Below are 13,608 nucleotides of genomic sequence, written 5' to 3' on the forward strand. Positions count from 1 at the left end.
AGCCCGGGTTGCCGTGGCAGGAGCGCCCATCGAGACGCTCCACCCGGCCCGCCAGAACGCCAACCCGCCCCGGCTCTGATAGACTTCAGCGCCTTGAAACTCAGGGGCTTCCCATGAACGACACAGTTCGTCTTACCCAGTACAGCCACGGCGCCGGTTGCGGCTGCAAGATTTCTCCGAAAATCCTCGAAACCATCCTTGCCGGCAGCGGCGCGCAGAACCTCGATCCGCGTCTGTGGGTGGGCAATGCCTCCCGTGACGACGCAGCGGTGTATGCCATCGATGACGAGAAGGGCGTGGTGTCCACCACCGATTTCTTCATGCCGATCGTCGACGACCCGTTCGACTTCGGCCGCATCGCCGCCACCAACGCCATCAGCGACATCTACGCCATGGGCGGGGACCCGTTGATGGCCATCGCCATTCTCGGCTGGCCGGTCAACGTGCTGGCCCCGGAAATCGCCCGCGAGGTGATCCGTGGCGGCCGTGCGGTGTGTGACGCCGCAGGCATTCCCCTGGCCGGTGGTCACTCCATCGATGCGCCGGAGCCGATCTTCGGTCTGGCGGTCACGGGGCTGGTGGAAAAGCGCTACATGAAGCGCAACGACACCGCCACCGTCGGCTGCAAGCTGTTCCTGACCAAACCGCTGGGCATTGGCATTCTCACCACCGCCGAGAAGAAAGGCCTGCTGCGCGACGAAGACGTCGGCCTGGCGCGCGACGTCATGTGTACGCTGAACAAACCCGGCAGCCGTTTCTCGAAACTGGCCGGCGTCACCGCCATGACCGACGTCACCGGCTTTGGTTTGCTGGGGCATCTGGTGGAAATGGCCGATGGCAGCCAGGTCACGGCGCGGCTCGACGCTGCCGCGGTGCCGCGTCTGGGCAGTGTCGATTTCTACATCGAACAGGACTGCATCCCCGGCGGCACGTATCGCAACTATGACAGCTACGGCGAGCGCATCGGCGCCCTGACCGACGCGCAGAAACTGCTGCTGTGCGACCCGCAGACCAGCGGCGGGCTGTTGATTGCCGTCGAGCCTGCGCAGGAGCCCGCGTTCCTGGCCATGGCCAGCGAGCTGGGGCTGAACCTGGCACCGATCGGCGAACTGGTGGAACGACAGCGGCTCGCGGTCGAGGTGTTTTGATGCGCGACAACAGCGCCCATTTTCGCGACATCTTCCTCCACGACATTCCGATGATGGACGTACGCGCCCCGGTGGAATTCACCAAGGGCGCGTTCCCCGGTGTGATCAACCTGCCGCTGATGAACGACGTCGAGCGGCAGAAGGTCGGCACCAGCTACAAGCAGGAAGGCCAGCAGGCGGCTATCGAACTGGGTCACAAGCTGGTCGCCGGCGAACTCAAGCAAGCGCGTATCGAGGCCTGGGCAGCGTTCGCCAATGAGCATCCCGAAGGTTTTCTCTACTGCTTTCGCGGCGGTTTGCGCTCGCAGATCACCCAGCAATGGCTCAAGGCTGAGGCGGGCATCCAGTACCCGCGCATCATCGGCGGCTACAAGGCCATGCGTAACTTCCTCATTGGCGTCACCGAGCAGGCGGTGGCCGAGTGCGATTTCGTGCTGATCGGCGGCCTGACCGGCACCGGCAAGACTGAAGTGCTGCAGCGCCTGGACAACGCGCTGGATCTGGAAGGGCACGCCAACCATCGTGGCTCAAGCTTCGGCAAGCACGCCACGCCGCAACCGGGCCAGATCGATTTCGAAAACCAGCTGGCCGTCGATATTCTCAAGAAACGCGCCAGGCACCTGCATCAGTTCGTGATCGAGGACGAAGGCCGGATCGTCGGCAGTCGGGCGGTGCCGCTGGAGCTGTACCGGACCATGCAGGACGCACCGCTGGTGTGGCTTGAAGACAGTTTCCACGGACGGGTCGAGCGCATTCTCAAGGATTACGTGACCGACCTGTGCGCCGAATTCATTGCGGTGCAGGGACTGGAAACGGGTTTTTCAGGCTATGCCGATCGCCTCAGGCAGAGCCTGTCGAGCATCGTTCGACGCCTGGGTGGAGAGCGTTACCAGCGCCTGGCGGCGATCATGGACAGCGCCCTGCAAGAGCAGGCACGCAGCGGTGACGTGGATCAGCACCGGGCCTGGATCAGCGCCATGCTGAGCGAATATTACGACCCGATGTACGTTCATCAGCGCGACAGCAAGAATGCGCGGATCGAGTTTGCCGGTGACCAGCAAGCGATTGTCGAGTACCTCAAGCACAGAAGCGCACGTTAGAGGGTAGGTGTTGGCTGAAAAGGCTGCCCTTGTAGGAGTGAGCTTGCTCGCGATGGTCGGCTGGACAACACCGTTGCCAGGGCGGTTGTCATCGCGAGCAAGCTCACTCCTACAGGGTGTTCTGTGTGTTCTTACAAAATCGCCGCGCCAACCAGCCCGCTGACCACACCCACCAGCATCGTCAGCACGCCGACGGTCACCAGTACTCTGCGGTCGAAGGACTTGCGCAGCATCAGCAGCGACGGCAGGCTCACGCTCGGCAGGGTCATCAGCAGCGCCACGGCAGGCGCCGTGCCCAGGCCCAGGGTCATCAGGGTCTGCACGATCGGGATTTCCGCGGCGGTGGGGATCACGAACAGCGTGCCGACGATCGCCAGCGGCACCAGCCACAGCAGGCTGTTGCCCATGGCGCCATCGACATGCGGGAACAGCCAGACGCGCGCGGCGCCCAGCACCAGCACCGCGACCACGTAGATCGGAATGGTGGTCCAGAACAGCTGCCAGATCGTCCTGCCCCAACGGCGCAAGAGGCTGCCCTGGTCGGCGCTTTCAGCTTCGACCACGGCTTCCACCGCTTGCTCAGGCAATGCTTGCGGCCGCGAAATACGCTGCGCCACCAGCGACACGCCGATCACCAGCACGAGCCCCGCAACCAGACGCAACGCGGTGAAGCCCCAACCCAGCACGAAGCCCATGAACACCAGCGTGGCCGGGTTGAGCACCGGGTTGGCGATCCAGAACGCCAGCGCCGCGCCTACCGATACGTTCTGCTTGCGCATACCCGCCGCAACCGGCGCTGCGCAGCAACTGCACATCATGCCGGGCAGCGCGAACAAACCGCCGCGCACCGTCGAGCCAAGGCCGGCGCGACCGAACATGCGCAATAGCCAGTCGCGGGGAATCAGCACTTGCAGCAGCGAGCCGAGGATCACCGCCAGTACCGCGGCCTTCCAGATCGCCAGGAAATACACCTGTGCGTAAGCCAACGCGGCGGCCCACGGGTTGGCCGGATTGTCATTGATGATCGAACCGCCGATGTTGTGGGTATCGGCAGCAATGAAAGACTTCAGGTAGTACGGCGACCATTTGACGTAGTAAAGACCGATGGCGGCGACCAGCAGAAACACCAGGGGTTTCCACCAGAAAGCCCAGCCACGGCGTTCTGAGGTGAGCGGAAGTGTGGACATGAGAAGCACCGAGGCAAGAAAACAGGGGCGCGATGATACGCTTTCGGTTGGCAGTGTAGTAGTTGTTGCAGGGAGTGTCGGATGCGCAAAGCCCAGGTCGGCGCCCAGCATCGCAGCGTTGGGCCTGAACCCGCCCGCTGAGCCCTCACCTCTGTAGCAGTCCGGCTTGCCGAGCGCCTTTGATTCTGATTGAAGGCCGGATTGACACAACCAATACGCCGAGCGCTTTTGATTCCGGCCGCAGGCCGCATTGATACAACCGATACGCCGAGCACTTTTGATTCTGGCCGCAGGCCGTGGGAGCGGTGCTTGCCCGCGATCTGCCGGGAACCGGCAGCAAATCCAGACACCTCGGCCGTGTCAGGTACAGCACATTCACAGGGTTGACTGCCGCTTCGCGCCAGATCGTCGGCAAGCCAACTCCCACGCCCTCCGGGCAGAATCAGGGCGGTGTTCGGCCATACTCCCTGTCTTTCGGGCAAAAGCGGGGCATCCCTGATCGCACCTTAAGCGCTTTTGATTCTGGCCGAAGGCCGTGGGAGCGGTGCTTGCCCGCGATCTGCCGGGAACCGGCAGTGAATCCAGACACCTCGGCCGTGCCAGATACAGCACATTTGCAGGGTTTGCTGCCGCTTCGCGCCAGATCGTCGGCAAGCCAACTCCCACGCCCTCCGGGCAAAATCAGGGCGGTGTTCGGCCGTACTCCCTGTCTTGCGGGCAGGAGCGGGGCATCACGAATCGCACCTTAGATGCTGCGCCCCCAGAGCCCCAACCTCTACAACCGATACGCCGAGCGCTTTTGATTCTGGCCGAAGGCCGTGGGAGCGGTGCTTGCCCGCGATCTGCCGGGAACCGGCAGCAAATCCAGACACCTCGGCCGTGTCAGGTACAGCACACTCACAGGGTTGACTGCCGCTTCGCGCCAGATCGTCGGCAAGCCAACTCCCACGCCCTTCGGGCAGAAGCAGGGCGCGTTCGGACAGACTCCCGCGCCCTCCGGGCAGAAGCAGGGCATCCCGAGTCGCACCTTAGATGCTGCGCTCCAAGCGCCCCAACCTCTACAACCGATACGCCGAGCGCTTTTGATTCTGGCCGCAGGCCGTGGGAGCGGTGCTTGCCCGCGATCTGCCGGGAACCGGCAGTGAATCCAGACACCTCGGCCGTGTCAGGTACAGCACATTCACAGGGTTGACTGCCGCTTCGCGCCAGATCGTCGGCAAGCCAACTCCCACGCCCTCCGGGCAGAATCAGGGCGGTGTTCGGCCGTACTCCCTGTTTTGCGGGCAAAAGCGGGGCATCTTTGATCGCACCTTAAGCGCTTTTGATTCTGGCCGCAGGCCGTGGGAGCGGCGCTTGCCCGCGATCTGCCGGGCACCGGCAGTGAATCCAGACACCTCTGCCGTGCCAGATACAGCACATTCACAGGGTTTGCTGCCGCTTCGCGCCAGATCGTCGGCAAGCCAACTCCCACGCCCTCCGGGCAGAATCAGGGCGGTGTTCGGCGGGATTTCATGTCTTCCGGGCAGCGGGGTGGCTGCCGGCCAGAATTGAATGCCAGGGCCCTATCACCCCCCAAACGCCAACCCCGACGCCTGCAACAACTCCCGGGTATACGCCTGCTGCGGGTTGGCGAATATCTCGCGTGAGGCGCCTTGCTCGACCACTTTGCCGTCCTTGATCACGATCAGGTCGTGGGCCAGGGCGTGGACCACCGCCAGGTCGTGGCTGATGAACAGGTAGGTGAGGCCATGGCGGATCTGCAGATCGCGCAGCAGGGCGACGATTTGCTTCTGTACTGTGCGATCGAGCGCCGAAGTGGGTTCGTCCAGCAGGATCAGGTCAGGTTCGAGCACCAACGCGCGGGCGATGGAGATGCGTTGGCGTTGCCCGCCGGAGAATTCGTGGGGGTAGCGGTGTCGGCTTTCCGGGTCCAGGCCCACTTCGCCGAGCACGCGGATAACCGTCTGCTCGCGTTCCTTCGGTGTGCCGATACCGTGGGTCAACAGGCCCTCGGCAATGATCTGCTGCACGGTCATTCTCGGGCTCAGGCTGCCGAACGGGTCCTGAAACACCACCTGCATGCGTTTGCGCAGCGGGCGCATCAGTTGCTGGCTGCGCAAACTCAATTCCTTGTTGCCGAAGCGGATGCCGCCCTCTGAGTCGATCAGGCGCAAAATCGCCTGGCCCAGGGTTGATTTACCGGACCCCGACTCGCCGACAATCCCCAGGGTCTTGCCCTTGAGCAGTTCAAAGCTGACCCCGTCCACCGCCTTGATGTACTGGCGCTCGCGGCTGAACAGGGGTTTGGGCAGGGCAAACCAGACTTTCAAGGCGTCCACCGCGAGCAATGTCTGCGCATGCACGCTGGGCACCGGTTCGCCGTCGGGCTCGGCGTTGATCAGCAGGCGGCTATAGGCGTGCTGCGGGTTGGCGAACAGCGTCTGGCAATCGGCCTGCTCGACGATTTCGCCAGCGCGCATGACGCAGACCCGCTGGGCGATGCGCTTGACCAGGTTGAGGTCGTGGCTGATCAGCAGCAACGACATGCCCAGACGCGCCTGCAAGGACTTGAGCAGCTGCAGAATCTTCAATTGCACGGTCACGTCCAGCGCGGTCGTCGGCTCGTCGGCGATCAGCAGGTCCGGCTCGTTGGCCAGGGCCATGGCGATCATCACCCGCTGGCGCTGGCCCCCGGACAACTGGTGCGGATAGGCCTTGAGCCGATGCAACGGATTATGAATGCCCACCAGCTCCAGCAACTCCAGGGTGCGCTGCCGAGCCGCCTTGCCCTTGAGGCCCTTGTGCATCGCCAGGATTTCGCCGATCTGCTTTTCCACCGTGTGCAGCGGGTTGAGCGAGGTCATCGGCTCCTGAAAGATCATGGCAATGCGATTGCCGCGCAGGCTGCGCAACTGGCTATCGCTGGCATGCAACAGGTCGATGCCGTTGTAGCAGATGCTGCCCTGGGTGCTGACCGTCTTTGCCGGCAGCAGGCGCAGGATCGAGTGCGCGGTCACCGACTTGCCCGAACCGGACTCACCGACCAGTGCCAGGCATTCGCCACGGCGGATGGTCAGATCGATGCCGTGCACCACCTCACTGCCGTTGAAGGCCACGCGCAGCCCCTGTATGTCGATCAGTGTTTCATTCATGGCGCAGCCTCAGGTTCGCGGGTCGAAAGCGTCACGGCAGGCTTCGCCGATGAACACCAACAGGGAAAGAATCAGCGCCAGGGAGCAGAAGGCCGTCAGCCCCAGCCATGGGGCCTGCAGATTGCGCTTGGCCTGGCCGATCAATTCACCCAGTGAGGCGCTGCCCGCGGGCATGCCGAAACCGAGGAAATCCAGCGCGGTCAGGGTGGCGATGGCGCCGGTCACGATGAACGGCAGGTAGGTCAGGGTGCTGGTCATGGCGTTGGGTAGAATGTGCCGCAGCATCAAGGCGCTGTCGGTCAGGCCCAGCGCCCGGGCCGCCTTGACGTACTCCAGGTTTCGGCCGCGCAGAAACTCGGCGCGCACCACATCCACCAGCGCCAGCCATGAGAACAGCGCCATGATCCCCAGCAGCCACCAGAAGTTCGGCTCGACGAAACCGGAGAGGATGATCAGCAGGTACAGCACCGGCAGCCCCGACCAGATCTCCTGCAAGCGTTGCCCGATGAGGTCGGCCAGTCCGCCGTAATAGCCCTGGATCGCGCCGGCGAATACGCCGACCACGGTGCTGATCGCAGTCAGCAGCAATGCGAACAGAATCGACACCCGGGTCCCGAACAGCACCCGCGCCATCACGTCTCGCGCCTGATCGTCGGTGCCCAGCCAGTTGCGTGCGCTGGGTGGGCTCGGTGAAGGCTGCTTGAGGTCGTAGTTGATCGTATCGAAGCTGAACGCGATGGGCGCGAAGAGCATCCAGCCGCCCTTGTTTTCGATCAGCTTGTGCACATAGTCGCTGGAGTAATCGGGTTCGAACGGCAGCTCGCCGCCGAAATCGGTTTCCAGGTACTGGTGCAGCGTGGGGTAGTACAGCTGGCCCTGATAACTGACCAGCAACGGGCGGTCATTGGCGATCAACTCGCCGCACAGGCACACCAGCAGCAGCACGATGAAAATCCACAACGACCACCAGCCACGCCGGTTGGCCTTGAAGCTGGCGATGCGCCGTTTGCTTTGCGGTGAAAACTCGAACATCAGGCGCTCCTCGCGGAAAAATCGATGCGCGGGTCGACCAGGGTGTAGCACAGGTCGCCCACCAGCTTGATCAACAGGCCGAACAGGGTGAACAGAAACAGCGTGCCGAACACCACCGGATAGTCGCGCGACACGGCGGCCTCGTAGCTCATGCGGCCAATGCCATCGAGGCCGAAAATGGTCTCGATCAGCAGCGAACCTGCAAAGAACACCTCGATCAGCGCCTGGGGAATCCCCGCCACCACCAGCAACATCGCATTGCGGAACACGTGGCCATACAGCACGCGGTGTTCACTCAGGCCCTTGGCCCGAGCAGTGACCACATACTGGCGGCTGATCTCGTTGAGAAAACTGTTCTTGGTGAGGATGGTCAGGGTGGCGAAGCCTCCGATCACCAGCGCGCTGACCGGCAGCACCAAGTGCCACAGGTAGTCGCCGAGCTTGCCCAGGGTCGAGAGGCTGTCGAAGTCGTCGGACACCAGCCCCTGCGCGGGAAACCAGCTCAGGTAACTGCCGCCGGCAAACACCACGATCAAGAGGATGGCGAACAGAAACGCAGGCACCGCGTAGCCGATGATGATCATGGTGCTGCTCCAGACATCGAAGCGGCTGCCGTGATGGACCGCCTTGCGGATGCCCAGCGGGATCGAGATCAGGTAGGTGATCAGCGTCGCCCACAGGCCCAGGGAAAGGGTGACGGGCAGTTTCTGGGCGATCAGGCCGGTGACCGTGGCGCCGCGAAAGAAGCTGCTGCCAAAATCCAGTTGCGCATAGTGGGTCAGCATCAGCCACAGCCGTTCATGCATCGGCTTGTCGAAACCGTATTGCTGCTTGATCGCTTCGACCAGCTGCGGATCCAGACCCTGGGCGCTGCGGCTGACGCTGCCGGAGGCCGCGACTTCTCCGCCGCCACCGCCAATCCCGCCGCTGGGACTCAAGCCCTGTACCCGGGCGATGGCCTGTTCCACCGGCCCGCCCGGTGCGGCCTGCACGATGAGGAAGTTGACCACCAGAATGCACAGCAGGGTGGGGATGATCAGCATCAGGCGACGCAGTGCATAAGCCAGCATGTCAGTGCTCCTGCTTCTGGGCTGTGGACTGCGCGCTGGTCTGCGGCGCAAGGCGTGCGGCCATCTGCGCGTTGGTCAGGGCCACCGGGCTGACCTGCCACCAGCTTTCCAGGCCAACGTCGTAGATCGGCTCCACTTCGGGTTTGCCGAAACGGTTGGCGTACACCACCGGCGTGCCCTGGGAGTAGTAGTTGGGAATCATGTAGAACCCCCACAGCAGCACCCGGTCCAGGGCGCGGGCGTAATGCAGCATGTCGTCGCGGCTGTTGGCCGCCACCAGGCCATCAATCAGCGCGTCCACTGCCGGGTTGCGCAGCACCATGGCGTTGGAGCTGCCGATCTGTCGGGCGCTTTGCGAGCCGAACAGGTTGTACAGCTCCCGGCCGGGGGAGAGGATCGGGTTGCCGTTGTTGGGCAGGGTAACCACGATCATGTCGTAGTCACGGGCGTTGAGCCGGTTCATGTATTGCGCCGAATCGACGCGGCGGAAATTCAGGGTGATGCCGATCTGCGCCAGCACCCGTTTGTAAGGCAGTACCAGACGCTCGAAACCGCCTTGCCCGTCGAGAAAGGTGAATTCCAGCGGCTGGCCGGCGGCGTTGACCAAGCGATTGTTTTTCGCCTGCCAGCCGGCGTCGGCCAGCAGCTTCAGGGCCTTGAGCTGTTTGTCCCGGATGTAACCGCTGCCGTCGGTCTTCGGCGCCTGCCAGACCTGGGTAAACGCCTGGTCGGGGATTTGCCCGCGCAAGGGTTCAAGAATGTTCAGCTCCTGAGCATCGGGCAGTTCGGTGGCGGCCATTTCGCTCTTGGGGAAGTAGCTCTGCTCGCGTACATAAAAGTTGCGCATGATCTGGCCGTTGACCCACTCGAAATCCCAGAGCATCGCCAGCGCCTCGCGTACCCGGCGGTCCTGGAACACGGGTTTGTCCAGGTTGAAGACAAAGCCTTGTCCGGCCACCGGGCGACGTTTGGCCAGGATGGTCTTTTGCAGGCGACCGTCGGCCAGCGTCGGGGCGTTGTAGCCGACCACGTAGCCGGAGGATGAAAACTCACGGTTGTAATCGAAACTGCCGGCCTGGACCAGCTGCCGGGCCACGTCGACATCGCCGTAGAAATTCACGGTCAGCGTGTCGAAGTTGTACAGCCCGCGACTGACCGGCAGATCCTTGGCCCACCAGTCCGTCACACGCTGGAAGCTGACACTGCGCCCGGCATCCACCCGCGACACCCGATACGGGCCGCTGCCCAGCGGCGGCTCAAAGCCGCCGCCCTTGGTGAAGTCGCGGCTCTTCCACCAGTGCTCGGGCACAACGCGCATGCTGGCCAGGTCCAGCGCCAGGGTGCGGTTGAGGTTGTTCTTGAAGTCGAAACGGATCTGCCCCGGCGCCTCGATGACCACGTCCTTGACGTCGCCATACAGCGGCCGGTAGCTGAAGCTGCCCTGGGTGATCAGGGTCTGGTAGGTGTAGCGCACGTCCTCGGCGGTGATGGGCGTGCCATCGTCGAAGCGGGCCTTGGGGTTGAGGTAGAAGCGCACCCACAGGTTGTCCGGGTCACGCTCCAGTTTCTCTGCCACCAGGCCGTAGACGGTGTACGGCTCGTCCAGCGAGCGGTAGGCCAGCGGCGAATAGACCCAGGTGTCGATCTGGCTGACGGAGATACCCTGATCGACATACGGCGTCAGGTAGTTGTACTGGCCGATCTCCTCGGAGGCGCGGCTCAGCGATCCGCCTTTTGGCGCATAGGGATCGACGTAATCGAAATGCTTGAAGTCAGCCGGGTATTTTGGCGCTTCGCCATACACGGTCAGGGCATGCTGGGGAGTGGCGATGGCCAGCGGCACGCCGGACAGAAACGAGATGAAAAACACCACGGTGTACAGCAGTGCGATGCCAGGCAGCAGGCGTCGCAACGAAAGGGGGGAGGCGCACATCTTTGGACAATCCTCGGTTTGCAGGTCGACACACTCAAAGCGCTGGGAAAAAATCCCCCGGCCGGGGAAGGTGGACGAGACCTTGAAGCCGGGGGCGCGATTTCGCAGAAGGACCTGACGCGCCGGAGCAAAGCGCGCCAGGGGTGAGGCTTAGAAGTGGTAATTCATCCGTGCGAACAGCGTGCGGCCCAGTGGGTCGGTGTAGCGTGGGTCGTAGCCGGTCTGGAAGTTGTCGGTCTGGTTGGAGAATGGCGGATTGCGGTCAAACATGTTTTTCATGCCGACATCGATATCCAGGGCCTTGTCGAAGGTGTATCCCGCCGACATGTCCCATACCGAGTAAGAGGCGACGCGGGAGTTGGTGCTGCGGTCCTGATCGTAATAGCCGGTGGTGAACCGGTTAGTGACCGAAGCGCGGTAGGCGCCCAGGTTCCAGGTACCGACCAGGTTGTGTTTCCAGCGTGCGGACACCCCGGTGCCCTGGTAGTCGCCGACGCGGTCGATGTAAGCCCCGCCGATGGTTTCCTGATAGTCATAGCGATCGACGTAGGTGCCTTGCAGGTTGGTGCCAAACTGACCGTACGGGGTATTCGGGAACAGGTAATCGAGGCTGACATCGACGCCGTTGGTCTTGACCTTGCCCAGGTTGGCCAGGCCGGTGTTGATGTGGTCGATGGAGCCATCGGCAGCCCGCACGATACGGTCGGCATACAGGTCAGGGTTGTCGAACACCGAAGACTCGGGAAACTCTTCGATCTGGTTGGCAATCTTGACCCACCAGAAGTCCAGACCCACCGACAGGTTGCGCACCGGCTGATAGACGAAACCGAAGGTCACGTTGCGCGCGGTTTCCGGTTGCAGATCCTTGTTGCCCCCCGTGCGGTTGTAGACCTGCAGCCCGCAGTCGCGGCCAGCGTTGCCGCCTGCCTGAACCACGCCACCGGTACACAGGCGCGGGTCGTTGTACTTGCCCACGGTGTAGGTGGTGTAGTTCGGGTTGTTGAGTTCGTAGAGGGAGGGCGCGCGGAAGCCTTCACTGTAGGCGCCACGAACCACCAGTTCCTTGAACGGCTGGAAACGGAACGAGTATTTGGGGTTGGTGGTGCTGCCAAAGTCGCTGTATTTGTCGTGACGCACGGCCGCTGACAGCTCCAGGCTTTCGAGTACCGGCACGTTCAGTTCGGCGTACTGCGCTTGAATGCTGCGGTCGCCCGAGACGCTGGAGTCGGGGTCGACGCCGAGGCTGTCCAGATCACCGGCAAAGTCTTCGATGGTCTGGTGGAATTTCTCCTTGCGGTATTCGCCGCCCAGCGCGATACCGGCTTCACCGGCACCGAACCAGTCGCCGATTTCCCGGCTGACGCGACCGTCCAGGGCGCTGACGCGACCCACCGATGTGCTGTAGGCGCCGTGGTACTGCGCGGCATCGATGTAGGCCTGACCTTCCGCGGTTTGTGGACCGAACGGGTTGAGGATGCCGTCGAGGATGCCGTTGGTCAGGGCCGAGTCACTGGCAAAACCGCCGGTGACGCTGTTGATCACCTTGCTCTGGTTGTACGAGGCGCCGACGTTGTAATCCCAGCCCGAGACATTGCCATCGAACTGCAGCAGCAGGCGTTGAGCGGTGTTCTGGTCTTTCTGCTGGCGATCGCCGGCGGCGGTCTCGCGCCAGCGGATGTCCACCGGGTCGTTGGGATCGAGGGTGAAGTTGTTGGGCAAGGGGGTAATGCCGTTGCCCGGATAGAACGGCGAGCTGTTCGGCACGCTGATGCCGGTCAGTGGCTGCGGGGCGATGGTGGTGGCGTTGTTGTTGCGCGCCCAGAAGTATTCAAGGCTGACGTTATGGTCGTCAGCCAGCTTGCCGGTGGCCTTGCCGAAGAACGAGGTTTTTTCGGTCTGCGGCACCAGATCGATGGAATTACGCGTGCTGTAGTTGCAGTTGCCCTGGCCCGGGATCAGGTTGGGCCCGTTACAGTTGCCTGCACTGAGCGGGTTGGTGCTCGGGCCGCCGTTCTGGCTGTAGTTGGCCGGGTAGGGCGTGGGTGAGGTGGAGTCCAGGCCGCGGCCAGGCACGTAGTCCTTGGCGAAGGTGCGGTCGTTGGCGTCCAGGTTCTGCTGGGTGGCGTAGTTGAACACGCCCATGACGTTGAAGCGGTCCTGGTCCAGGTCGCCGAAGCCCCAACTGCCGCTCATGTCCTTGGTGCCGCCGCCCCCGCTGGCATCGGCCATGCTGCCGCCCAGGGAAAGACTGCCGTCGGTCAGGGATTTCTTGGTGATGAAGTTGATCACCCCGCCGATCGCGTCGGTGCCGTACAGGGCCGAGGCGCCGTCGCGCAGCACTTCGACACGGTCGATGGCAGCGAACGGGATGGTGTTCAGGTCAACTGCACCGCCCTGGGAGTGAGTCCCGGACATCGAGTTGTTGGCCAGGCGCCGACCGTTGAGCAGGACCAGGGTCTTGTTGGCGCCGATGCCGCGCATGTCGGCGAAGGAGGCGCCACCGGTCGCCGAACCGACGGAGCCGGCGGCGTTGTCGATGGAATTGCTGCCGGTGATGCGCGAGACGATTTCGGCGGTCGTGGTGACACCCTGCTTTTTCAGGTCTTCGGTGCGCATGATGGTGATCGGCACCGCGGTTTCGGCATCCACCCGGCGAATCGCCGAACCGGTCACTTCAACCCGTTTGAGCTGGGTCGTGGCCGGCGCCGCAGCGGCACCCGGAACCGCGGCCTCGCTGGCGGGGGCGGCTTCGCTTGTGCCGTCGGTGCTTTCGGCTGCCTGCGCCGAGCTCATGCCTACCGCCAGCGCGCAGATCAGTGCGCAAGGATGCCGTTGTCCGGCAAGTACTCTTGCGGCAAGGGCCAGGGGCTTGAGGGTAAAACCAGGAAAACTCATCAGCATGGTAATTTCCGACTTATTCCAGATGTTATTGAAATGGCCTTGTGAGCCCTCGTTGCTCCGACGCGGTTGTGGCGGTCGGGAAATC

The 13,608-nt window shown here is 63.1% G+C and carries 8 protein-coding genes; 2 read left to right on the plus strand and 6 right to left on the minus strand.

Annotated features, from left to right (window positions below; genetic code table 11):
- Positions 1 to 113 precede the first annotated feature (113 nt).
- On the plus strand, positions 114 to 1,148 hold the full coding sequence (gene selD, locus ACI2KS_RS14735; RefSeq protein WP_404621378.1) for a selenide, water dikinase SelD: 1,035 nt from the start codon (positions 114 to 116) through the stop codon (positions 1,146 to 1,148).
- Positions 1,148 to 2,248, plus strand: a complete 1,101-nt coding sequence (gene mnmH, locus ACI2KS_RS14740) for a tRNA 2-selenouridine(34) synthase MnmH (RefSeq protein ID WP_404621380.1) — start codon at positions 1,148 to 1,150, stop codon at positions 2,246 to 2,248. Before selD ends, mnmH begins: the two co-directional genes overlap by 1 nt.
- Positions 2,249 to 2,379: 131 nt before the next feature.
- Here mnmH and ACI2KS_RS14745 read toward each other — a convergent pair whose 3' ends face one another.
- The 6 genes from ACI2KS_RS14745 to ACI2KS_RS14770 form a co-directional block, all read right to left on the minus strand.
- Positions 2,380 to 3,435 (minus strand): permease, encoded by a 1,056-nt coding sequence (locus ACI2KS_RS14745; protein ID WP_404621382.1) that lies wholly within the window; start codon positions 3,433 to 3,435, stop codon positions 2,380 to 2,382.
- A 1,565-nt stretch (positions 3,436 to 5,000) separates the two neighbouring features.
- Positions 5,001 to 6,587 (minus strand): ABC transporter ATP-binding protein, encoded by a 1,587-nt coding sequence (locus tag ACI2KS_RS14750; protein WP_404621384.1) that lies wholly within the window; start codon positions 6,585 to 6,587, stop codon positions 5,001 to 5,003.
- A gap of 9 nt (positions 6,588 to 6,596) precedes the next feature.
- A complete protein-coding gene (locus tag ACI2KS_RS14755) occupies positions 6,597 to 7,619 on the minus strand; it encodes an ABC transporter permease (RefSeq protein ID WP_404621386.1) in 1,023 nt (340 codons plus the stop codon).
- Positions 7,619 to 8,689, minus strand: a complete 1,071-nt coding sequence (locus ACI2KS_RS14760; protein WP_404621388.1) for a microcin C ABC transporter permease YejB — start codon at positions 8,687 to 8,689, stop codon at positions 7,619 to 7,621. The genes ACI2KS_RS14755 and ACI2KS_RS14760 overlap by 1 nt, the downstream gene beginning before the upstream one ends.
- A 1-nt stretch (position 8,690) precedes the next feature.
- Entirely contained in the window at positions 8,691 to 10,622 is a 1,932-nt protein-coding gene (locus ACI2KS_RS14765; protein ID WP_404621390.1) for an extracellular solute-binding protein, read from the minus strand.
- Positions 10,623 to 10,772: 150 nt separating this feature from the next.
- Entirely contained in the window at positions 10,773 to 13,523 is a 2,751-nt protein-coding gene (locus tag ACI2KS_RS14770; protein WP_404621392.1) for a TonB-dependent receptor, read from the minus strand.
- Positions 13,524 to 13,608: the final 85 nt, after the last annotated feature.

It is taken from the genome of Pseudomonas sp. NPDC087358 (assembly GCF_044900785.1).
GTDB lineage: Bacteria > Pseudomonadota > Gammaproteobacteria > Pseudomonadales > Pseudomonadaceae > Aquipseudomonas.

Coding starts and splice junctions, on each gene's coding strand:
- selD (WP_404621378.1), top strand. CDS start 114: ATGAACGACACAGTTCGTCTTACCCAGTACAGCCACGGCGCCGGTTGC.
- mnmH (WP_404621380.1), top strand. CDS start 1,148: ATGCGCGACAACAGCGCCCATTTTCGCGACATCTTCCTCCACGACATT.
- ACI2KS_RS14745 (WP_404621382.1), bottom strand. CDS start 3,435: ATGTCCACACTTCCGCTCACCTCAGAACGCCGTGGCTGGGCTTTCTGG.
- ACI2KS_RS14750 (WP_404621384.1), bottom strand. CDS start 6,587: ATGAATGAAACACTGATCGACATACAGGGGCTGCGCGTGGCCTTCAAC.
- ACI2KS_RS14755 (WP_404621386.1), bottom strand. CDS start 7,619: ATGTTCGAGTTTTCACCGCAAAGCAAACGGCGCATCGCCAGCTTCAAG.
- ACI2KS_RS14760 (WP_404621388.1), bottom strand. CDS start 8,689: ATGCTGGCTTATGCACTGCGTCGCCTGATGCTGATCATCCCCACCCTG.
- ACI2KS_RS14765 (WP_404621390.1), bottom strand. CDS start 10,622: ATGTGCGCCTCCCCCCTTTCGTTGCGACGCCTGCTGCCTGGCATCGCA.
- ACI2KS_RS14770 (WP_404621392.1), bottom strand. CDS start 13,523: ATGCTGATGAGTTTTCCTGGTTTTACCCTCAAGCCCCTGGCCCTTGCC.